Raw genomic sequence first — 21,169 nt, 5'->3', positions numbered from 1 at the left:
GCAACCGTTTTTGGTATCGATTTTGTAATTTTATGACCCAGCAATCGCAGAATTATCTTTTGCATCTGCAGCATCAATGGGTTGCAAGAGAGTAGACGTCGAAGCAGCGTAATATGCTAAAAGGTCCGATCTTTGCCCGGACGGACGCAACATTCCTCGTTCACGGACAACAAGACGTCGGTCAACAAGCTGGTCGATTCCATCCTGAACGGCAACCTCTGCGCCCTCCATAAGCTCATCACCCGCCATGATCAGAAGCTGGGTCTTTAGATCATCTTCTGAAATAGCGCCGTGTTGCTCCAAAACTCGGCAAGCCGCAGGCAGCGGAACAAAGGGCAAAGCACTTGCGATACGTTGCATCAATTCTCGGGCCAGATCAGTTGTTAAATCCCGCTCGTGCTCTTTTCGAAAGGAATTCAGGGAAATTGGCATGCCATATCTGACTGAGGCCAGTCCAAAACGTTTATATCGCCCAATCAGACGGCGCCAAAGCTGCTTAACCGACCATCGGGTAACCACGCCAATCCGCGCACGGAATCGTCGATCGCTATCCTTCGCTGCGGCTGTCAGGATTGTGTCCTCTAAAACCCGGTCATAGTTTAAGGCAACAGGAACAAACACCACATCGCGACCCTCAGGACCAGTTCCGTCAATGATGTACTTTAATAGACCCAGCTTCGGACGGCCAAGCTTGCCAGTCAGACTCAATCCTCCTTCTGGAAACATCGCTTGCGTCACACCGGCTTGCGTCGCATGGCTTACGTAGCTGGCTAAAACCTGGCGATACAGATCACTTCCAGACTTGCGCCGAATAAAATAAGCCCCCATCGCGCGTATCAATCGGCTAAGCGGCCAAACTCGCGCCCATTCGCCGACAGCATAAGACAAGGCGGACCGACTGGCAGCCAAGTAGGTCACCAGAACATAATCCATGTTGCTGCGGTGGTTCATCACAAAGACAACCGTCGCATCAGGGTCTATACTATTGATCGCCGCCTCGTCCTGATAGGTTAGCCGAACATTGTAAAATGCGTTACTCAGCAACCGGGCCAGTCGAATAGCGAAGCTGAAATAGGCAAATGCAGAAAAAGACGGCACGATTTCGCGTGCATAACGCTGTGCCTGTTCAGATGCGACGGCTTCTGGCACTCCCGTATCGATCGCATGCTTTTGTACCGCCTTGCTGACCCGCGGATCGTAGATTAGCCGCTGAATCATGTCGTGACGCCCGGCTAGTTTGAAAGGCTGAATGGGCCTTTGCAGCCGTTCGTTCAAACGTGCAACTGCCCGTTCAAGGCGACGGCGAAAGAACCACCGCACTGAAGGGAACAAAAAATGCGAAGCAAACGTGATCGCGGCAAAAGCCAGAATCAGTACAAAAAGCCACAGTGGAAGCTCTACAGTTCGCGTCATGGGTGCACAGTGCCATCAATCGCGTTCACTCACAATCTGCAGAAACCAGGACATGCCGCAACGCAGCGAATTGACATATCTCAAAAATTGCGCTTTAGAGCCATTGTACGAAATTTTGTTACCCTTGAACTTGCGAGGATTGCTTCATGACGCAAACGCAGAAAGATCGCCCTTGGCTCATCCGAACCTACGCCGGTCATTCAACTGCTCAGGCGTCAAATGCTTTGTACCGCAATAATTTGGCCAAAGGGCAAACCGGCCTTTCCGTGGCTTTCGATTTACCAACCCAGACCGGGTATGACAGCGATCATACTTTGGCGCGAGGCGAAGTTGGTAAGGTAGGTGTTCCGGTCTGTCACTTGGGCGACATGCGGGTTCTGTTTGATCAGATACCATTGGAACAGATGAACACCTCGATGACCATCAATGCTACGGCTCCATGGTTGTTGGCCCTTTACATAGCGGTTGCAGAGGAACAGGGAGCGAAGGTCTCAGAGCTGCAGGGCACGGTGCAAAACGACCTGATAAAGGAATACCTAAGTCGCGGCACATATGTCTGCCCCCCGAAACCATCGCTGAAGATGATCGCGGACGTTGCGGAGTATTGCTATTCCAACGTGCCCAAGTGGAACCCGATGAATGTATGTTCCTACCACCTTCAAGAAGCCGGCGCGACGCCGGAACAAGAGCTTGCTTATGCCCTGGCAACGGCCATTGCCGTACTGGATGAGCTTCGCCCCCGCGTACCGGATGCGGATTTTCCGGCGCTTTGTGGTCGCATCTCATTCTTTGTGAACGCAGGTATCCGATTTGTCGCCGAAATGTGTAAAATGCGGGCCTTTGTCGATCTGTGGGATGAAATCTTGCAAAATCGGTATGGTGTCGAAAACCCCAAGTTCCGAAGGTTTCGGTATGGCGTTCAAGTCAACTCTTTAGGTCTTACCGAGCAGCAGCCCGAAAATAACGTCTATCGCATCTTGATCGAAATGTTGGCGGTGACCTTGTCCAAAAAAGCCCGCGCACGCGCTGTTCAGCTTCCTGCCTGGAACGAGGCGCTTGGTTTGCCGCGACCTTGGGATCAGCAATGGTCAATGCGAATGCAGCAGATCCTGGCTTATGAAACCGATCTGCTAGAATATGGCGATTTGTTTGACGGCAACCCGGCCGTCGACGCCAAGGTGGAAGAACTCAAATCGGGTGCTCGGGCTGAACTTGCTAACCTCGAGTCAATGGGCGGCGCGGTGGCGTCGATAGAGTATATGAAATCTCGGTTGGTTGATTCCAACGCAGAACGCCTGAACCGGATTGAACGAAACGAAACCGTCGTAGTTGGCGTGAACAAATGGACCCAAGGCGAACCTTCGCCCTTGCAGACCGAAGATGGCGGCATAATGGTCGTCGACCCCGCTGTCGAGCAGGGACAGGTTGAGCGTCTAAAATTATGGCGAGCGGATCGTGACGATCTCGCCGTCACCAAGGCATTGGAGGGCCTCCGCACTGCTGCACAAACAGGAACAAATATAATGGAACCGTCTATTGCCGCGGCAAAAGCCGGTGTCACGACAGGTGAGTGGGCCGAAGAAATGCGCAAGGCTTATGGGACCTATCGTGGTCCAACTGGCGTTTCCGGTTCAGTGTCTAACAAAACCGAAGGATTGGAAGATTTGCGCGCGGCAGTGGATGCTGTAAGCGACAAACTGGGGCGCCGCCTGAAGTTTTTGGTAGGCAAGCCCGGGTTGGACGGCCATTCTAATGGGGCGGAACAAATCGCATTCCGCGCCCGGGACTGTGGCATGGACATCAGCTATGAAGGCATTCGGCTGACACCGGAAGAAATCGTAGAAGCAGCAGTTCGAGACGACGCTCATATCATTGGATTGTCTATATTGTCTGGCAGCCACCTTCCGCTTGTTCAAGAAGTTATGACCCGGCTGGCCAATTCAGGTTTGGACCACATTCCAGTTGTTGTTGGCGGCATCATTCCCGACGAAGACGCCGAGCAATTGAAATCGATGGGTGTCGCAAAAATTTATACGCCTAAGAATTTCGAATTAAACTCAATAATGGGCGATATCGTATATTTGGTTGACCCTCAGACTCTGGCAGCGGAATAAGATAACCCCATTTAGTGATCGTAATTGATTCTTTTTCCCCGCGAAATAGATAGATAAATCCAGAAAATAAAACTAGCTTAGAAAATACGTCTTAAGCGTCGGTAACATTATGGGGATAATAATGGCTATCAATCTCGAAAAAAAGTCACGAAAAGAACTGCTGGAATTAATGATTCAGGTCGAAAAGGCCTTAAAGGACGCGGAAACTCGTGAGCGAAAAGAAGCTTTGAGGGCGGCAGAAAAAGCTGCAGCAGAATACGGATTCTCGTTAGCTGATTTATCATCCGAGCCGTCCCGCTCGACCAAAGGAAAAAAGGCCAAGGCGAAATACCGCAATCCAGCCGATCCATCGCAAACTTGGACAGGGCGTGGCCGGAAACCACAATGGATTCATGATGCCCTGAAGGCGGGTGCAGATATTTCCGATTTGGAAATCTAGCGGGAGCATTTCGCTAATGACAATTCACATTGGCGCCGAAAAGGGCGAGATTGCAGAAACAGTATTGTTGCCTGGTGATCCTTATCGCGCGAAATGGGCAGCAGAAACGTTTCTTGATGATTACCGGCAAATAAACGACGTACGCGGAATGCTGGGTTTCACTGGGAATTGGAAAGGAAATCCGGTCACAATTCAGGGCAGTGGAATGGGAATGCCTTCGCTTTCCATTTATGCTAATGAATTGATCCGCGATTTTGGCGCAAAGACTTTGATCCGGATTGGTTCATGCGGCGCCATGCAAGATAACGTAAATTTGCGCGATGTCATTATCGCAATGACGTCGACAACCCTTAGCACACCTTCCCGTGGAATAATGAAAGAACTTAACTTTGCTCCGTGTGCGGATTGGAGTCTGTTGAGTGCCGCCGTTGCCGCGGCCAAGGCCAAGGGTACTCCCACACACGTGGGTGGGATTTATTCGTCAGATGTCTTCTATGATGAACGACCCGACCTGAACGAGCAAATGGTGCGACACGGCATTCTGGGCGTTGAAATGGAAGCGGCCGAACTATACATCCTTGCGGCGCGCCATAATTGCCGCGCACTTGCGGTTTTGACTGTATCCGACCATTTGCTTACGGGCGAGGCAATGCCCTCCTCCGACCGCGAACGAAGTTTTGGCGATATGGTAGAGATCGCCTTAAAAGCTGCATTCCCTGACTGAAAATTGAACCGGCTCGACGTATGAAGACGCTCCGGGCCTTCAGCCGAACTTCATCGCCCGTGTGTGCGGTCATACCCGTTGGGCGCCGGGCTTCTCCATTCAGACAGGACTGCAGCTTCAGGCGCAAAAACCTCTACCAGCAATGGGAAACATGGTGCGGTGTCGGACGAATGTTCAGACGAACAATCTCCACCTGGACAGGCGCTCAGATCACCTAACAAGTCAATCTCGGCAAAGAACTCAAGGTAATCGCCGGGCCGAACCGGGGAAGCCTTCATGAAATATTGTCCGGTATCCCGCGTGAATCCAGTGCACATAAATACATTCAGAACATCGTGAACCGCTGGTTCTGCTTCCGCCAACGGGATTTTCAGATGATCGGCCAGTGCTCTGGTCAGATTAGAATGGCAGCAGTGATGGTACTGGCTTCCAGACAGCAGGTTTCCGGTATAAGGATCGCACCTTGTGCCAATTACATCATGAACCGAACCACCGTAGGCATCAATGCCATACCAGCCAAGGGTATCTTCAACGATTGTCGCCATCGGACGCATATGGGGAAAGCTGGACCACATCCGCTCTCCAATCGTTAGGTGTGTGCCATGCAATGCGCGGGTTTTACCCGAATAAAAGCGCTCGGACAGATCATTCAGATTCCACAGGTTTAAATCGCCCACCTGCGGTCCTTCAACTGATGTGATACGAAAGAAATGCCCCGCCGGAACTTCGAAACATCGCGCGTCCCGCGCGGGAACTAAAACCTCGCCAGTCTTTGACGCGCTTTTCCGCGCTGTTCGCAGAAGGTCAAGATCGGGTTTTGGCAATCCTTCGTTCGGGTAGCAGATTACTGGCGCTATAGCGCGACGAGCATCGGCATCAAAAGGGGGGCGGGTGGAGTGTTCAAAGTCTGACATAACGCTAAGAGTGGCGCAAAATCTGGTCGCGGAAAACCCCGCATTGTATTGTCAATCCTGTTCAGGTTTCAGGCACAGTTTGGGCTGGGCATCGGTTGGGGATACAGCCCCGCAAAAGCTGCAGCGCCAAACGCCTTGCGTTTTGTGCAGTCGCCATCTGCAATCGCGCGACAGCGAAGATGTTCGCGCACGCCAGATGAAATAGGCAAACACACCACCAGCCAATACAAGTACTAGAACAGGCATCTTTCTGCCTTTCCGCCAGGAACAGGATATTCAAGTTTTGCACCGATCCTTCTTGCCAGGTTTCGGCAAATACCCGAATTATGCCTAAGTTCAGACCGCCCGATCGACCATCATTTTTTTGATTTCTGCGATTGCCTTGGCGGGATTTAGTCCCTTTGGACAAGTCTTTGCGCAGTTCATAATGGTGTGGCACCGATACAGTTTGAATGGATCTTCCAGCTCATCCAAGCGCTCACCTGTGGCTTCGTCCCGACTGTCGATGATCCAACGATAAGCGTGCAACAATGCAGCCGGCCCGAGGTATCGGTCGCCGTTCCACCAATAGCTGGGGCAAGAGGTCGAACAGCTTGCGCACATAACGCATTCGTAAAGGCCGTCTAGTTTCTCGCGGTCTTCAATTGACTGCTTCCATTCTTTTGCAGGGCGATTGGTTTTGGTTTCCAGCCAAGGCATGATCGAAGCATGCTGCGCATAAAAATGCGTCAGATCCGGGATCAAGTCCTTGATCACCGGCATATGTGGCAGTGGATAGATTTTAACGTCGCCTTTGATTTCATCCATTCCGTAGATACAGGCCAGAGTATTGATTCCATCAATATTCATGGCGCAGGAACCGCAAATCCCCTCACGGCAGGAGCGGCGGAAAGTCAGTGTCGGATCAATCTCGTTCTTGATCTTGATCAGCGCGTCCAAAACCATCGGACCACAGGTGTCCATGTCAACAAAATAGGTGTCGACACGCGGGTTCTGACCGTCGTCAGGGTTCCATCGGTAAATCTGGAATTTGCGGACATTGGTCGCGCCTTCCGGCTTGGGCCAGGTCTTGCCGGTGGTGATCCGGGAATTCTTGGGGAGGGTCAGTTGTACCATTAGTTCCTCTCCTTAGAACGTCCGCGCTTTGGGCGCGATTTTTGCCAAGCTAATGCCGCCTTCGTCCTCGGTCGTCAACGGATCGACAATGACAGGACGATAGCTAAGCTCAACTTTGTTGCCGTCAATGTGGCTGACGGTATGGACGCGCCAATTCTCATCATCACGTTCGGTAAAGTCCTCGTGGAAATGGGCGCCGCGGGACTCCTTACGCGCCTCTGCGCTTACGATAGTGGCCAGCGCGCTTGGCATCAGATTGGTCAGTTCCAGCGTTTCCATAAGGTCGCTGTTCCAAACAAGGCTGCGATCCGAAACCTTGATGTCATCCATTTTGGCCGCAATAGTGTTCATCTTTTCGACGCCTTCGGCCAATGTCTTGGAAGTCCGGAATACGGCCGCGTCATCTTGCATTGTTCGTTGCATCTCCAACCTGAGCTCTGCGGTCGGAACCGCACCGCTGGCGTTTCGAATGGCGTCAAAACGATCAAATGCCTTGTCTACAGACGCCTGATTCAGCACCGGGTTCGGAGCGTCGGCGTCCACAACCTTTCCGGCACGGATCGCCGCTGCACGGCCGAAGACAACCAAGTCAATCAGTGAGTTTGAACCCAGACGGTTCGCGCCGTGGACCGATGCACAACCGGCTTCACCCACTGCCATTAAACCCGGTACGACAGCTGTCGGGTTTTCGGCTACCGGGTTCAGAACCTCGCCCCAATAGTTCGTCGGGATGCCGCCCATGTTGTAGTGAACGGTGGGAAGAACTGGGATAGGTTCCTTGGTCAAATCAACGCCTGCAAAAACACGAGCGGATTCTGATATCCCCGGAAGCCGCTGCGCCAACGTTTCCGGGGGCAGGTGGCTTAGGTTCAGATGGATATGATCACCGTTTTCTCCGTGCCCTCGACCTTCACGGATTTCCATGGTCATTGAGCGTGAAACGTAGTCGCGGGCAGCCAAGTCTTTATAGTGAGGCGCGTAACGTTCCATGAAACGCTCACCTTCCGAGTTGGTTAGGTACCCGCCCTCGCCGCGCGCTCCCTCTGTGATCAAGCAGCCCGAACCGTAAATGCCGGTTGGATGGAATTGAACAAATTCCATATCCTGCAGCGCCAGACCAGCTCGGGCAACCATTCCGCCGCCGTCACCGGTACAGGTATGCGCCGATGTGGCGCTGAAATAGGCTCGGCCATAGCCGCCTGTCGCCAGCACAACCATCTTGGCGTTGAACACATGCATCGTGCCATCGTCGAGCTTCCAGCAGACAACCCCCTGACACTGACCGCCTTCAGACATGATCAGATCGATGGCGAAATACTCAATGTAGAACTCAGCGTTATTTTTCAGGCTTTGACCGTACAATGTATGCAGAATCGCATGACCAGTCCGGTCAGCCGCGGCACATGTCCGCTGTACGGCGGGACCTTCGCCAAACTCGGTCGTGTGGCCACCAAATGGGCGCTGATAAATCTTGCCTTCTTCGGTACGACTGAAGGGCACTCCATAGTGTTCGAGTTCGTAGACAGCCTTGGGCGCCTCACGAGCCAGATATTCCATGGCATCCGTATCACCCAACCAATCCGAACCTTTGACGGTATCGTACATGTGCCACTGCCAGTTATCTGGGCCCATGTTGGCGAGCGATGCCGCAATACCGCCTTGCGCAGCGACCGTGTGGGAACGGGTCGGAAATACCTTGGTCACGCAGGCTGTTCGCAATCCTTGTTCGGCCATACCTAGAGTCGCACGAAGACCTGCTCCGCCTGCCCCAACAACCACGACATCATATTCGTGGGTTTCATATTCATATGCAGTCATCTTTTTTGATCCTTACCGCGTAATTCACAAGGCAAGCTTGACAAGGGCGAACAGCCCCGCCGCCATCAGGGTGTAACCAAATGCTGCCACTGCCATAAGGCTCAGCTTTTCCGCGACGCCATGCACATAATCTTCAATTGCAACCTGCGCTTCTCGTACAAGGTGAAGTATGACAACCACCAGAGTCAGCCCTGTGATAATTGCAGGAAACGGGCGGCTGTAATATGCGACCACTTCTTCATAAGTGCCGCCGAGCCCATTGGCGAAAGTAAAAACAAACAGTGGAACCAAAAAGACAAGAGCAGTCGAGCTTGCCATCATCTGCCAATGATGATGGGTGCCGTGTCTGCCGGCCCCAGTTCCCAGCGCCCGTTTGCGGTCTGTGAGGTAACTTTGCATGGCCAAACTCCTTAAACCGCAAGTACTGTGACGAAAGTCAGAATGGTCGCCAAGATGAACATCCCGATCCCCAGCTTTTCCGAGACTTCAACATCGACGCAATATCCCAGGTCCCAGATTACATGCCGCAGCCGACCCAGCATGTGATAGTATATCGCCCAAGCAGCCAGGAACATCACCAGATCGCCAAGCCAGCTTCGCATTAAACCGTCAATAAAGTTGAATGCACTTTCACTGGTGGCGGCGGCCAGCAACCACCAAACGACAAAAAAGGAAACAGCCAGCGCGGCGATGCCAGTGATCCGGACCATGATGGATGACACAGACGTCATCTGTGGGCGGTATATCGAAAGATGTGGCGAAAGAGGGCGGTCGCCCCGATTTACATCGGCCATGTCGGCTCCTTTTCATTTGGCTACCGATGGTTTTACTGTTTTTTGCTAGACTGTCACGTGCTGCGAATGCAAAAACCGTCAATTTAAACCGAAAAATACAGATAAAATGCTTATGTGATCACACAAAATATTCTCGTGATCACATAACAAATTCATTTAAATCAATGTTGGCGATTTCCGAAGCGTGGAAATGTGATCACGAATCTTTGGACTTTCAATCCAAATCCGCTGTTTGCTGCGTCACTTCGCGCAGCAACTTTTTTCTAATGCGTTCTGGGTAATCAGCAAATCCCGCAGCAGAAACTACAAATGCCCCTTCTCCAGCGATAACGTTCTCAAAGAAATATGCCGTCAGGTCCGGCTCACTTTCTTCGATTGCAATTGCATTCACAGTTATTCCACGGTCACGCAGCAAGTCGCGCAATTCGGATGGTTCGATACCTTCGTTGGATACACCATCACCTGACAGATCAATCAAATGGCGTGAACATTCGGACACCTCGTCAAACCGCGCCACAGTAACCGACAATGCCTCGCCAATAGCCGTCGAAAAGTTTCGCCAAACGCGTGGATCTGAGGCGACCTCGCTGGCAAAAGCATCTAGTGATGCAAAACTGTCAATCTTCGTCCAAGGTATCGTAATTCTTTGGCGAGAACTACCTGTCCACTGAATCAACATCAATTGCGACTTACCCCTGACTAAAGCTTCAGACACCACCGGGTCGCGCAACCCAGCCGCCAACCCATCCATCTGAATCCTGTATTCAGTGGAATCGACCGAGCCTGATACATCAACAGCCAGGGCCAATGCCAGATCGCATGCGAGGGCCGGAGTCGCACTCAAGATTGCCAAAGTAGCCGCGCGCAATATTTGCATTTTGCCACCCTATCACAGTTGAAGGTTCGGCAATTCAATTTCCTGTCAGGCAGACATTTAAACTGTAAGTCATAAACCGCTCGATACGCGGTGGCCTCAAGACTGATCGAGGGATGCTTAGCCATCCGTTGAAACGTTCAGTCTCTGCAAGGAAAACTATTTTGGCATTAGCGCCCAGACATCCAAATCGAGCAAGACTTGTGGCAGGTAACGCCCGTCTTCGCTCTTTAATTCGAACGGAGCGCCGCCGTTGTTTGCTACAAGACGAAGTCGTATTGCACCCACGCCAGGAACGTCTGTATCTGCCTTGTCCAACACCTCAGACCAAGCCTTGATGGTCTGACCCGCGAAACACGGGTTTGCATGCGCGCCACCATTGAGACCCACGATCATTTGCGCATTGGCCAAGCCGTTATATGACAAGGCCCGCGCCATCGAAATCACATGGCCACCATAAATCAACCTCCCCTCTGGTCGGAAAGTCAGATCAAAGTGGACTTTGGCCGTGTTCTGCCAAAGGCGAGTTGCCAACATGTGCTCGGCCTCTTCAACAGTTACACCGTCAACATGATCTATAGTTTCACCAATCGCATAGTCGCCCCAGCGATGTGTTTCGCCTGCTTGCAAGAAATTGTAGTTCGAAAAATCCAGTCCCTTTGGTACAACAAGGTCCTGAGCTGAAAGCGCCTTGTTAAGTTCGGGTATGACCGTTTCAGGCGCAGGGGCATCCAGATTCGATTTCCTCACCATGACCCAGCGGACATATTCAATGACTACTTCTTCTCGTTGGTTTAAGCCTTTCGTACGCACCCAAACGACACCCGTTTTGCCGTTCGAATTTTGCTTTAGTCCGATCACCTCGGACTCTGACCGCAGTGTGTCGCCGGGGTAGACAGGACCCAGCCAGCGTCCTTCGGCATAACCCAAATTGGCCACGGCGTTCAACGAAACGTCGGGTACTGTCTTGCCAAAAACCACGTGAAATGCCGCCAGATCATCAACAGGGCTTTGTGGCAAGCCACATGACCGCGCAAATTCGTCTGAAGAATAGAGAGCATGACGCGACGGATAGAGCGCATGGTACAGGGCGCGTTCACCATTGGTGACAGTTCGCGGCACAGGGTGGTGCAGGACCTGCCCCACGGCGTAGTCCTCAAAGAACCGACCGGGGTTGGTTTTTGCCATTATTGTTGTCCCAATTTCATTTCAGGGGAATAATCGGCCGCAATCTCTTTGGTCACGGCCTGCCCACAACGCATCACCTTGTTGGTTGCATCATAGGCATAAGTGGGATCTCCATAAAGCTCCCATCCTTTTGCCAAGGCTGCCGATACCTTGTGGCAGAATGCAGAGGTGTCCTCTTCGGTCAACAAACGATAAAGCTTGGCCATAAGCTCAACCTTCTATGATGCAAACGGGGAAGGACCGACCAGCCCGTGAATGTATCCCACGACACCCAAAAGCACGATGGAACCGACAAAAAACATCGCGTCTTTGCCGTAGGTGCCAGGCTCGCCGGGCGTCCACTCGGGTTCGGTACGATTGATGACAATCACCTCGACTACAGCCCAAGCTAACAGCCCTCCGAACAGCACGATCGAGGCTAGGTCGCCGTTGACCAACAGATGAGCGAATGCCCACAGCTTGAAGCCAGCCAACATTGGGTGACGAACGTTGCTCAGCAAACGCCCTTTTTGGCCTGCCGGACTCATAAGATAGAAAGCGATTAGAACAAGAAGGTTGTTGATGTGAACCATAAAGGACGGCGGCGCCCAGACATGAATGTAATCAGTCATGCGGTAGCCGAAGATCATCAGAAGGATCGAAACGACCAACGCCAAGGCGACTACGCCCTTGCCTGCATCACCCAGAGCTGCGCGCTTTTCTGGCATAATACGTTTGAACAGATGCGCAGCCCACCATAGGGCCACACCAAGGATCAGAAGAAAAAAGCCCATGCTGGCCTACCCCGCTTGCAATTCTGAAATCGCCTCTGCTTTTGCCAGAATTTCACGTGCAGTTACAATGTGCAGGTTTTCTACGATCTTCCCATCAACGACGGCAACGCCCAATCCCTGTGCCTCGACCTCTTCAAAGGCGGCAATCTGACGTCGGGCCAAGTCGACCTCTGCATCCGAAGGCGCGAAAGCTGAATTCGCAATTTCAACCTGCGCAGGATGAATAAGTGTCTTGCCATCGAAACCCATAGCGCGACCTTGATCGCACTCTGCCGCCAAGCCGTCGTCATCCTTGAAGGCGTTATAAACGCCATCGACAATAATCAGGCTCTCAGCCTTTGCAGCCAGCAGACACAATCCCAGCGAGGTCATCAGCGGCAAGCGGTCGGGTTGAAAGCGGGTTTGCAACTCTTTTGCCAGATCGTTGGTGCCCATGACGAACCCTGCCATGAGTGGATGGGCCGCAATTTCCGCCGCGTTCAGCATCCCTCGTGGCGTTTCCATCATTGCCCAGATCGGCAGATCACCTGTGATTGTCGACAACGCCTGTACATCCGACGCTGAGTTCACTTTCGGTAACAGAACTACGTCCACATCCATGTCACGAACAGCCAAAGCATCCGCATTGCCCCATTCGGTATCTAATCCGTTGATCCGTACGATTTTGACACGTGAACCGTAGCCTCCTGCAGCCAGCGCGGCTTTTAAAGTTTCACGAGCATTTTCCTTTTCCTCTGCCGCAACGGCGTCCTCAAGGTCGAAAATAATTGCGTCCACTGGCAGTGAGCGCGCTTTTTCCAAGGCCCGCTCTTTCGAGCCTGGAATGTATAGAACGGAACGGTACGGACGTTGACGGGGATCCACCGGCTTCTCCCTTGGTAATAAAGTTGCGCGAAATGGGGCATTTTTTGACGGAAAGTTCAAGCGCAAAATTGCCGCGTCGCAGCATCCAAGCTTTCTGCGGGGCAACACGCGATGCATGTTAAGGATTTCTCACACATGCGCTCCCGTCCTAATACTCTTACAACATTGGAATTTCGAAAAGCGATTTCGGTTATGGCGGAAACTTCGTTCTTTTGACCCAGTCAGCGCACCATTTATGCGTCAATCCGCACCTTCAGGTTAATGCATCCCATATCAATTTCGTGCCCGTGATCGTCAACAATACGTAAGCGATCATAAAGAAAAGTCGTTCAGAGATCATCCAATGCGCCCGAACGCCCAGCCAAGCACCTAAAATCGCAAATGGCGCAAGCAACAAATCAGCCCACGCGGTATGCCAAGTGAACATCCCCAAATAGGCATAGGGAACAAATTTTGCGATATTGATAACCCAGAAAACCAAAACCGTGCAGGCCTGAAACTCTGTCTTAGTCAGGCGCTGGGACAGAAGATAAACAGCGGCTGGTGGGCCGCCAGCGTGGCTGACAAAGCTGGTGAAACCAGCGACAAGCCCAGCGAATATTCCGACCGAAGGTGGCAATTTTCGCCTGAAACCGTTGATCCAGCCATTGGATTGAGAAACATGCCAGGCAACGAAACCAACCGAAATTCCGCCTATCAAAAGACGCAGGAAATCATCATCTGTCACCTCGAAAAAAATCGCTCCAAGGGCGACTCCTGGGACCGCGCCCAGCATCAACAGGCGCGCTTCTGGCCAACTCCAACGGTTCCAAAAGGGTCCAAGCGTGGCGACATCAATTACCATTAATAGTGGCAACATCAGGGCCAGCGCCTGTCCCGGCGTCAAAATCAAAGCTAGAATCGACGCCGATGCAAACGCAACGCCCGAGCCGAATCCGCCCTTTGAAATACCTGCAAAGATCACGGCCGGAATAGCCACAGCGAAAAACATCAGGTTCATTTCGAACATGCAACGCCCCGGAATCGGCCTGTGTCATTGGCCATTTAGCGCATCAAGCTTGATCGTTGCAAACAGTATGCGGTCGCATGCCGCGCTGCTCGACCCTTGCGCACGGCGGCTTAACCGACTAGCAAAATCTCGATTTTAAAACCGACCGGAGATATTCCAAATGGCCAGACCCAAGATTGCGCTGATCGGCGCGGGGAACATCGGCGGCACGCTTGCGCATCTTGCTGCTGTCAAAGAGCTGGGTGATGTTGTCCTGTTTGACATCGCAGAGGGGTTGCCGCAGGGCAAAGCGCTCGACATAGCCGAATCCGGCCCATCCGAAGGATTTGACGCAGCATTGTCAGGCACCAGTGACTATGCCGATATCGCTGGCGCAGATGTATGCATCGTGACTGCAGGCGTTGCCCGCAAACCAGGGATGAGCCGCGATGACTTGCTTGGCATCAACCTGAAAGTCATGAAGTCGGTCGGTGAAGGCATTGCTGCGCATGCACCCGACGCGTTCGTGATCTGCATCACCAACCCGTTGGACGCGATGGTGTGGGCTTTGCGCGAGTTTTCGGGCCTTCCACACAATAAAGTATGCGGCATGGCTGGTGTCTTGGACTCTGCTCGTTTCGCTCATTTCCTCGCGGAAGAATTTAATGTGTCCATGCGTGATGTGACTGCATTTGTTCTGGGCGGACACGGTGACACAATGGTACCGTCAGTTCGTTATACGACAGTTGCCGGAATTCCTCTGCCCGACTTGGTGGAAATGGGATGGACTACTCAAGAAAAACTTGATGCAATTGTCCAGCGTACCCGCGACGGTGGAGCTGAAATCGTCGGTCTTCTTAAAACTGGCTCTGCCTATTATGCGCCGGCCACATCCGCAATTGAAATGGCCGAAGCCTATCTTAAAGACCAGAAACGCGTATTGCCCTGTGCTGCTTATTGCAATGGCGAACTTGGCGTCAAAGGTCTGTACGTCGGCGTCCCGACAGTAATCGGCGCCGGAGGTATCGAGCGAATCGTGGACATCAAGCTGAACGACGACGAACAGGCTGGTTTCAATAATTCTGTAAACGCGGTGAAGGGCCTGATCGAGGCTTGCAAGGGCATCGACAGCTCTTTGGCCTGATCCGGCTTCCATGGCATTTAACAAACCGGCCTTATTGGGCCGGTTTTCTTTTTGGCTTCTGCTGAATTTTGACACCCATCACATTTGGGAAAGGGTCGCGGAAACGCTGAGATTTGGATATGAAACCACCTTTCCACGGTGAAAATATCGAATCATGCCATGGTCGAAAGATCTTTGTGATCACACCCTAAAATACTGTGATCACAAATACGAAAAATCTTCAGCAAATTCCCGTGACAAATAAAAAAACTCTTTAAACTTGGCCACTAGACACGCCTATAACGGTTTAATCGTAGTCAGACGGGACAGTTTCGATGAACATTCACGAATATCAGGCCAAAGCTCTCTTACGCAGCTATGGCGCTCCGGTGTCCGATGGTCGCGCTGTTTTGCGCGCCGAGGAAGCCAAAACCGCAGCCGGAGAACTGGATGGCCCACTTTGGGTTGTTAAAGCACAAATCCACGCAGGTGGCCGCGGTAAAGGCTCTTTCAAGGAGACCGACGCAGGCGAAAAAGGTGGTGTCCGTCTGACCAAATCAGTCGAAGAAGCCGCAGAAGAAGCCAAAAAGATGCTGGGTCGCACGTTGGTCACGCATCAGACAGGTCCCGCAGGAAAGCAAGTCAATCGCATTTATATCGAAGCTGGTTCGGGTATCGAACGCGAGCTTTACCTCGCCTTGTTGGTGGATCGTCAGACCAGCCGCATCTCGTTTGTCTGTTCGACCGAAGGCGGCATGGACATTGAAGAAGTGGCTGCCGCAACGCCAGAAAAAATATTGTCTTTCTCGGTTGATCCCGCCACCGGCTACCAGCCTTATCATGGTCGCCGCATCGCATTCTCGCTGGGACTGGAGGGCGCGCAAGTCAAACAGTGCGTCAAACTGATGAGTCAGCTCTACTCCGCCTTCGTCGAAAAAGACATGGAGATGTTGGAGATCAACCCACTAATCATCTCGGACAAAGGTGATCTAAAGGTTCTGGACGCCAAGGTCGGATTTGATGGTAACGCGGTTTACCGCCACCCTGACATTGCTGAGCTGCGCGACACAACCGAAGAAGACCCAAAAGAATTGGAAGCCTCCAAGTACGACCTGAATTACATCGCGCTGGATGGTGAAATTGGTTGCATGGTGAACGGCGCGGGCCTGGCCATGGCAACGATGGACATCATCAAACTCTATGGTGCCGAACCTGCGAATTTCCTCGATGTGGGCGGTGGTGCCACGAAGGAGAAAGTGACTGAGGCATTCAAAATCATTACCTCGGACCCGAACGTCAAAGGAATTCTGGTCAACATATTTGGCGGCATCATGCGCTGTGACGTCATCGCCGAGGGCGTAGTGGCTGCGGTGAAGGAAGTCGGCCTGAAGGTTCCGCTGGTCGTGCGCCTGGAAGGGACCAATGTCGAGAAAGGCAAAGAGATCATCAACACCTCCGGCCTGGACGTGATCGCAGCGGACAACCTTAAAGACGGCGCCGAGAAGATAGTTAAGGCGGTCAAAGGCTAATTCCATGAGGTAGGCCTCGGCCCACCTTTTTCGAAGAATTCTGGCTGGCCAATGCCAGCCTAAAACAGGAGAACGCCAAATGGCAGTCCTCATCGACGAAAATACCAAAGTGATCTGTCAGGGCTTTACCGGCTCGCAGGGCACATTCCACAGCGAACAGGCCATCGCTTATGGCACCAAGATGGTCGGCGGTGTCACCCCCGGAAAAGGTGGAATGATCCATCTTGATCTGCCTGTCTTCAACTCGGTCCACGAAGCCAAAGCCGTGACCGACGCAAACGCCAGCGTGATCTATGTTCCGCCGCCATTTGCCGCGGATTCGATCCTTGAGGCGATCGACGCCGAGATGGAAGTCATCGTCTGCATCACCGAAGGTATCCCGGTTCTGGACATGATGACGGTGAAGCGGGCGCTTGAGGGTTCGAAATCGCGACTTGTTGGCCCGAACTGTCCTGGTGTCATCACACCCGACGCATGCAAGATCGGCATTATGCCCGGTCACATCCACAAACGTGGCTCGGTCGGCGTTGTATCGCGTTCGGGCACGTTGACTTATGAGGCCGTCAAGCAAACCACCGATGTTGGCTTGGGTCAGTCCACTTGTGTCGGTATCGGAGGCGATCCGATCAAAGGTACGGAACATATCGACGTGCTGGAATGGTTTCTGGCGGATGATGAGACTGAGTCAATAATCATGATCGGCGAGATTGGCGGTTCGGCCGAAGAAGAAGCCGCGCAGTTTCTGGCGGATGAGGCCAAGAAGGGCCGCAAGAAACCAACCGCTGGCTTCATTGCAGGTCGCACCGCACCTCCGGGCCGCAGAATGGGTCACGCGGGTGCAATTGTCGCCGGCGGTAAAGGTGGTGCCGAGGACAAGATCGAAGCAATGCGGTCGGCCGGCATCGTCGTAGCTGAAAGCCCTGCACAGCTGGGTGAGGCTGTGCTTGAAGCAATCGGCTGACAGCGGCGTTATGATTGGTTAAATCGGGAGGAAGAAACACATGACTTTTAGCGACGCCGTTAAAACGTGTTTCTCGAAATTCCTTACGTTCTCGGGCCGTGCGTCGCGGCCCGAGTACTGGTTCTTTTTCCTATTTATCGTGATCTGGAACGTAATCGCAGGGATCATTGACTGGCAGTTTTTTACTCAGGTTACAACGGCCGAAGCCGATGGAGTTAAGTCAGTTTCGGCTACTTCCTCTCAACCGGTCCAATCCATCGCTGGCCTAATCGTCTTCTTCCCGCATCTGGCAGTCGCTTGGCGGCGCATGCATGATACTGGGCGCAGCGGTCTTTACGCCTTGCTGCCGATCCTACTGATAATTGGTGCATTTGCAGTCTTAATCTTTGGTATTGGTATCGCATCCAGCTTCCAACATGGTGGAACAATGGACATTCTTTTCACGCGCGCCACTCTGCTGATTGTTATTCCGACATTGCTAGTTTTATTTGTGTCACCCCTTTTGGTGCTTTGGTGGCTGACCCGACCCAGTCAGCCAGGCGCAAATCAATACGGTCCCAACCCACATGAGGTAGCCCAATGACCGAACATTCGCCCAACTCTGCCTTTCATGCTTCAAGCTTCATGCAGGGACACAATGCTGAGTATCTGGAACAGCTTTATGCCCAGTACACCAAAAACCCTGGAGCGGTGGACGCTGCCTGGGCTGAGTTTTTCAAGGCTATGGGCGATGCCACACCGGACGTACAGAAAGAGGCCGAAGGCCCGTCGTGGGCGCGCAACGATTGGCCCCCGATGCCCTCAGACGACCTGACCGGAGCGCTTACTGGCGAATGGGCTGAGATCGATGCCAAAGCTGCTGGCAAGAAGATCAAAGAAAAGGCTGACGCCAAAGGCGTCGAAGTTAGTGAAGACCAAGTTAAACGCGCGGTGCTGGACAGTCTGCGGGCGCTGATGCTGATCCGGGCCTATCGCATTCGCGGCCATCTGGCCGCTGATTTGGACCCGCTTGGAATGCGCGCAGCCAGCACGCACCCCGAACTTGATCCCAAAACCTATGGCTTCACAGAAGCCGATATGGACCGACCAATTTTCATCGATAACGTTCTTGGCCTTCAAATGGCCTCGATGCGGCAGATTGTCGAGATAGTGAAACGCACGTATTGCGGCACATTTGCACTGCAATATATGCATATTTCCAACCCGGAAGAGGCCGCATGGCTCAAAGAGCGGATTGAGGGTTACGGCAAAGAAATCTCGTTCACTCGCGAAGGGCGCAAGGCAATTCTGAACAAGATGGTCGAAGCCGAAGGCTTCGAAAAGTTCCTGCATGTGAAGTATATGGGCACCAAGCGTTTCGGCCTGGACGGGGGTGAGGCCCTGATCCCAGCTATGGAACAGATTATCAAGCGGGGTGGTGCACTCGGCGTCAGCGATATCGTCATTGGTATGCCGCACCGAGGCCGTTTAAACATCCTCGCTAACGTTATGCGCAAGCCCTACCGGGCGATCTTTAACGAATTTCAGGGCGGCAGCTTTAAACCCGAAGACGTGGATGGATCTGGCGATGTAAAATACCACCTCGGTGCGTCAAGTGACCGCGAGTTCGACGGCAACAGCGTTCATCTTTCGCTGACAGCCAACCCCAGCCACCTTGAAGCTGTCAACCCCGTGGTATTGGGCAAAGTCCGCGCCAAGCAGGATCAGTTGAACGATACTGAACGCACAAGAGTTATGGGCATACTTTTGCATGGAGATGCAGCGTTTGCCGGTCAAGGTGTTGTAGCCGAAGGATTTGGCCTGTCAGGATTGCGCGGACATAAGACAGGCGGAACAATGCATATCGTGGTGAACAACCAAATCGGATTTACCACAGCGCCGCATTTCTCGCGCTCCAGCCCGTATCCAACGGATATCGCACTGATGGTCGAAGCTCCGATCTTCCACGTTAACGGGGACGACCCCGAAGCAGTGGTGCACGCGGCAAAGGTGGCAACAGAATTCCGTCAGAAATTTCACAAAGACGTGGTCATCGACATCTTTTGTTATCGACGGTTCGGTCATAACGAGGGCGACGAACCCATGTTCACCAATCCGATAATGTACAAAAAGATTAAGACGCATAAAACCACGCTGTCGCTGTACACAGAACGGTTGGTCAAGGACGGACTGATCCCAGAGGGTGAAATTGAGGACATGAAAGCCGCCTTTCAGGCGCATCTGAACGATGAGTTTGACGCCGGCAAGGATTACAAGCCCAACAAGGCAGACTGGCTTGACGGTCGGTGGTCGCACCTGGACAAAAACAAGGAAGAGTATGTGCGCGGCGAAACCGCGATCACGCCCGAGACTCTGGCCGAGGTCGGCGCAGCCTTAACCCATGCTCCGGACGACATTGCTGTTCACAAGACTGTTGCAAGGCTGCTTGATCACAAAAAACAAATGTTCGATTCTGGCAAAGGCTTCGATTGGGCAACTGGGGAAGCGCTGGCTTTTGGTTCATTGCTAACCGAAGGTTATCCGGTAAGACTGTCTGGCCAGGACGCAACGCGTGGTACGTTTAGCCAGCGACACTCGGGCTTTGTGCACCAGGAAACCGAAGAGCGGTATTATCCTCTAAACAACATTCGCGAGGGGCAGTCTCATTACGAAGTAATAGACTCGATGCTCAGCGAATATGCGGTCTTGGGGTTTGAGTATGGCTACTCTCTGGCGGAACCCAACGCGCTGACCTTGTGGGAAGCGCAATTTGGCGATTTCGCCAACGGTGCCCAAATCATGTTTGACCAGTTCATCAGCTCGGGTGAATCAAAGTGGCTTCGTATGTCCGGTTTGGTCTGCTTGCTGCCGCACGGATTCGAAGGCCAAGGGCCTGAACACTCGTCAGCTCGACTTGAACGGTTCCTGCAGATGTGCGGACAGGACAATTGGATTGTGGCGAATTGCACCACGCCAGCGAACTATTTCCATATCTTACGCAGGCAGTTGCACCGCACTTTCCGCAAACCTTTGATACTGGTTACGCCAAAGTCGCTACTGCGTCACAAACTGGCCGTCAGCACGGCCCAGGAATTCACTACTGGTTCCAGTTTCCACCGGGTACTTTGGGATGACGCCCAACATGGAAATTCAGATACCAAGCTGGTGGCCGATGAAAAGATCAAACGCGTCGTGATGTGTTCTGGAAAGGTTTATTACGACCTTCTGGAAGAGCGGGATGCGCGCGGCATTGATGATGTCTATTTGCTTCGGATCGAGCAGTATTATCCCTTCCCGGCGCATTCTCTGATCAACGAGTTGAACCGCTTCAAAGGGGCGGAAATGGTCTGGTGTCAGGAAGAGCCAAAGAACCAAGGCGCATGGTCGTTTATTGAACCCAATATCGAGTGGGTCTTGACGCGCATCGGCGCTGATCACAAACGGCCGCGCTACGTCGGCCGCGCAACATCGGCCTCGCCCGCGACGGGTCTGGCTAGCCAACACAAAGCCCAACAAGAAGCGCTGGTGAACGAAGCGCTAAGCATTGAAGGAAAGTAA

At 52.7% G+C, this 21,169-nt stretch carries 20 protein-coding genes; 8 read left to right on the top strand and 12 right to left on the bottom strand.

Going from position 1 to position 21,169, the window contains the following annotated elements:
* Positions 1 to 30: 30 nt before the first annotated feature.
* Positions 31 to 1,413, bottom strand: coding sequence for a 1-acyl-sn-glycerol-3-phosphate acyltransferase (locus tag GOV45_RS05000; RefSeq protein ID WP_170475000.1), 1,383 nt, complete (start codon positions 1,411 to 1,413; stop codon positions 31 to 33).
* A gap of 146 nt (positions 1,414 to 1,559) precedes the next feature.
* Here GOV45_RS05000 and GOV45_RS04995 point away from each other — a divergent pair, with 146 nt between their 5' ends.
* From GOV45_RS04995 to deoD, 3 genes are all read left to right on the top strand, one after another.
* Positions 1,560 to 3,527, top strand: coding sequence for a protein meaA (locus tag GOV45_RS04995; protein ID WP_170474997.1), 1,968 nt, complete (start codon positions 1,560 to 1,562; stop codon positions 3,525 to 3,527).
* A 121-nt stretch (positions 3,528 to 3,648) separates the two neighbouring features.
* Positions 3,649 to 3,966, top strand: a complete 318-nt coding sequence (locus GOV45_RS04990; protein ID WP_170474994.1) for an H-NS histone family protein — start codon at positions 3,649 to 3,651, stop codon at positions 3,964 to 3,966.
* Between the two features lie 16 nt (positions 3,967 to 3,982).
* Positions 3,983 to 4,690 carry a purine-nucleoside phosphorylase gene (gene deoD / locus GOV45_RS04985; protein WP_170474991.1) on the top strand — a complete coding sequence of 236 codons (708 nt, stop codon included), beginning with the start codon at positions 3,983 to 3,985 and terminating at the stop codon, positions 4,688 to 4,690.
* Between the two features lie 50 nt (positions 4,691 to 4,740).
* Here deoD and GOV45_RS04980 read toward each other — a convergent pair whose 3' ends face one another.
* The 11 genes from GOV45_RS04980 to GOV45_RS04930 form a co-directional block, all read right to left on the bottom strand.
* Positions 4,741 to 5,604 carry an urea carboxylase-associated family protein gene (locus GOV45_RS04980; RefSeq protein ID WP_170474987.1) on the bottom strand — a complete coding sequence of 288 codons (864 nt, stop codon included), beginning with the start codon at positions 5,602 to 5,604 and terminating at the stop codon, positions 4,741 to 4,743.
* A 336-nt stretch (positions 5,605 to 5,940) separates the two neighbouring features.
* A complete protein-coding gene (locus tag GOV45_RS04975) occupies positions 5,941 to 6,720 on the bottom strand; it encodes a succinate dehydrogenase iron-sulfur subunit (RefSeq protein ID WP_170474984.1) in 780 nt (259 codons plus the stop codon).
* Between the two features lie 12 nt (positions 6,721 to 6,732).
* Complete coding sequence (gene sdhA, locus GOV45_RS04970) at positions 6,733 to 8,538, bottom strand: succinate dehydrogenase flavoprotein subunit (RefSeq protein ID WP_170474982.1); 1,806 nt, start codon at positions 8,536 to 8,538, stop codon at positions 6,733 to 6,735.
* Positions 8,539 to 8,562: 24 nt separating this feature from the next.
* Positions 8,563 to 8,937, bottom strand: a complete 375-nt coding sequence (sdhD, locus tag GOV45_RS04965) for a succinate dehydrogenase, hydrophobic membrane anchor protein (RefSeq protein ID WP_170474979.1) — start codon at positions 8,935 to 8,937, stop codon at positions 8,563 to 8,565.
* Between the two features lie 11 nt (positions 8,938 to 8,948).
* Positions 8,949 to 9,332 carry a succinate dehydrogenase, cytochrome b556 subunit gene (gene sdhC / locus GOV45_RS04960; RefSeq protein WP_170474976.1) on the bottom strand — a complete coding sequence of 128 codons (384 nt, stop codon included), beginning with the start codon at positions 9,330 to 9,332 and terminating at the stop codon, positions 8,949 to 8,951.
* Between the two features lie 214 nt (positions 9,333 to 9,546).
* Positions 9,547 to 10,209, bottom strand: coding sequence for a DUF1194 domain-containing protein (locus tag GOV45_RS04955; protein ID WP_170474974.1), 663 nt, complete (start codon positions 10,207 to 10,209; stop codon positions 9,547 to 9,549).
* 156 nt (positions 10,210 to 10,365) lie between these two features.
* Positions 10,366 to 11,394, bottom strand: coding sequence for a MaoC family dehydratase (locus tag GOV45_RS04950; protein WP_170474971.1), 1,029 nt, complete (start codon positions 11,392 to 11,394; stop codon positions 10,366 to 10,368).
* The gene (locus GOV45_RS04945) at positions 11,394 to 11,600 is read right to left on the bottom strand and encodes a DUF1737 domain-containing protein (protein WP_170474968.1); all 207 of its coding nucleotides are present in this window, start codon (positions 11,598 to 11,600) and stop codon (positions 11,394 to 11,396) included. Before GOV45_RS04945 ends, GOV45_RS04950 begins: the two co-directional genes overlap by 1 nt.
* Positions 11,601 to 11,612: 12 nt before the next feature.
* Entirely contained in the window at positions 11,613 to 12,167 is a 555-nt protein-coding gene (locus GOV45_RS04940; protein WP_170474965.1) for an NnrU family protein, read from the bottom strand.
* A gap of 6 nt (positions 12,168 to 12,173) precedes the next feature.
* Entirely contained in the window at positions 12,174 to 13,031 is an 858-nt protein-coding gene (locus GOV45_RS04935) for an HpcH/HpaI aldolase/citrate lyase family protein (protein WP_170474963.1), read from the bottom strand.
* Between the two features lie 253 nt (positions 13,032 to 13,284).
* A complete protein-coding gene (locus tag GOV45_RS04930; protein ID WP_170474960.1) occupies positions 13,285 to 14,040 on the bottom strand; it encodes a sulfite exporter TauE/SafE family protein in 756 nt (251 codons plus the stop codon).
* 160 nt (positions 14,041 to 14,200) lie between these two features.
* Between GOV45_RS04930 and mdh the strand changes: the two genes are divergently transcribed.
* The 5 genes from mdh to GOV45_RS04905 all read left to right on the top strand — a co-directional run bounded on the left by mdh (position 14,201) and on the right by GOV45_RS04905 (position 21,169).
* Entirely contained in the window at positions 14,201 to 15,163 is a 963-nt protein-coding gene (gene mdh / locus GOV45_RS04925) for a malate dehydrogenase (RefSeq protein ID WP_170474957.1), read from the top strand.
* A gap of 314 nt (positions 15,164 to 15,477) precedes the next feature.
* Positions 15,478 to 16,671, top strand: coding sequence for an ADP-forming succinate--CoA ligase subunit beta (gene sucC / locus GOV45_RS04920; protein WP_170474954.1), 1,194 nt, complete (start codon positions 15,478 to 15,480; stop codon positions 16,669 to 16,671).
* 79 nt (positions 16,672 to 16,750) lie between these two features.
* Positions 16,751 to 17,632 (top strand): succinate--CoA ligase subunit alpha, encoded by an 882-nt coding sequence (gene sucD / locus GOV45_RS04915; protein ID WP_170474951.1) that lies wholly within the window; start codon positions 16,751 to 16,753, stop codon positions 17,630 to 17,632.
* A gap of 40 nt (positions 17,633 to 17,672) precedes the next feature.
* Entirely contained in the window at positions 17,673 to 18,215 is a 543-nt protein-coding gene (locus tag GOV45_RS04910) for a DUF805 domain-containing protein (RefSeq protein ID WP_170474948.1), read from the top strand.
* Positions 18,212 to 21,169 (top strand): 2-oxoglutarate dehydrogenase E1 component, encoded by a 2,958-nt coding sequence (locus GOV45_RS04905; RefSeq protein WP_170474945.1) that lies wholly within the window; start codon positions 18,212 to 18,214, stop codon positions 21,167 to 21,169. Before GOV45_RS04910 ends, GOV45_RS04905 begins: the two co-directional genes overlap by 4 nt.

This window comes from Ruegeria arenilitoris (assembly GCF_013035425.1).
Classification (GTDB): Bacteria; Pseudomonadota; Alphaproteobacteria; order Rhodobacterales; family Rhodobacteraceae; genus Ruegeria; species Ruegeria arenilitoris_A.
This window is presented reverse-complemented; position numbering and strand designations above follow the sequence as displayed.

What these genes read in the sequence shown, in the direction of transcription:
- GOV45_RS05000 (WP_170475000.1), bottom strand. Translation starts at nt 1,413, where the DNA reads ATGACGCGAACTGTAGAGCTTCCACTGTGGCTTTTTGTACTGATTCTG.
- GOV45_RS04995 (WP_170474997.1), top strand. Translation starts at nt 1,560, where the DNA reads ATGACGCAAACGCAGAAAGATCGCCCTTGGCTCATCCGAACCTACGCC.
- GOV45_RS04990 (WP_170474994.1), top strand. Translation starts at nt 3,649, where the DNA reads ATGGCTATCAATCTCGAAAAAAAGTCACGAAAAGAACTGCTGGAATTA.
- deoD (WP_170474991.1), top strand. Translation starts at nt 3,983, where the DNA reads ATGACAATTCACATTGGCGCCGAAAAGGGCGAGATTGCAGAAACAGTA.
- GOV45_RS04980 (WP_170474987.1), bottom strand. Translation starts at nt 5,604, where the DNA reads ATGTCAGACTTTGAACACTCCACCCGCCCCCCTTTTGATGCCGATGCT.
- GOV45_RS04975 (WP_170474984.1), bottom strand. Translation starts at nt 6,720, where the DNA reads ATGGTACAACTGACCCTCCCCAAGAATTCCCGGATCACCACCGGCAAG.
- sdhA (WP_170474982.1), bottom strand. Translation starts at nt 8,538, where the DNA reads ATGACTGCATATGAATATGAAACCCACGAATATGATGTCGTGGTTGTT.
- sdhD (WP_170474979.1), bottom strand. Translation starts at nt 8,937, where the DNA reads ATGCAAAGTTACCTCACAGACCGCAAACGGGCGCTGGGAACTGGGGCC.
- sdhC (WP_170474976.1), bottom strand. Translation starts at nt 9,332, where the DNA reads ATGGCCGATGTAAATCGGGGCGACCGCCCTCTTTCGCCACATCTTTCG.
- GOV45_RS04955 (WP_170474974.1), bottom strand. Translation starts at nt 10,209, where the DNA reads ATGCAAATATTGCGCGCGGCTACTTTGGCAATCTTGAGTGCGACTCCG.
- GOV45_RS04950 (WP_170474971.1), bottom strand. Translation starts at nt 11,394, where the DNA reads ATGGCAAAAACCAACCCCGGTCGGTTCTTTGAGGACTACGCCGTGGGG.
- GOV45_RS04945 (WP_170474968.1), bottom strand. Translation starts at nt 11,600, where the DNA reads ATGGCCAAGCTTTATCGTTTGTTGACCGAAGAGGACACCTCTGCATTC.
- GOV45_RS04940 (WP_170474965.1), bottom strand. Translation starts at nt 12,167, where the DNA reads ATGGGCTTTTTTCTTCTGATCCTTGGTGTGGCCCTATGGTGGGCTGCG.
- GOV45_RS04930 (WP_170474960.1), bottom strand. Translation starts at nt 14,040, where the DNA reads ATGTTCGAAATGAACCTGATGTTTTTCGCTGTGGCTATTCCGGCCGTG.
- mdh (WP_170474957.1), top strand. Translation starts at nt 14,201, where the DNA reads ATGGCCAGACCCAAGATTGCGCTGATCGGCGCGGGGAACATCGGCGGC.
- sucC (WP_170474954.1), top strand. Translation starts at nt 15,478, where the DNA reads ATGAACATTCACGAATATCAGGCCAAAGCTCTCTTACGCAGCTATGGC.
- sucD (WP_170474951.1), top strand. Translation starts at nt 16,751, where the DNA reads ATGGCAGTCCTCATCGACGAAAATACCAAAGTGATCTGTCAGGGCTTT.
- GOV45_RS04910 (WP_170474948.1), top strand. Translation starts at nt 17,673, where the DNA reads ATGACTTTTAGCGACGCCGTTAAAACGTGTTTCTCGAAATTCCTTACG.
- GOV45_RS04905 (WP_170474945.1), top strand. Translation starts at nt 18,212, where the DNA reads ATGACCGAACATTCGCCCAACTCTGCCTTTCATGCTTCAAGCTTCATG.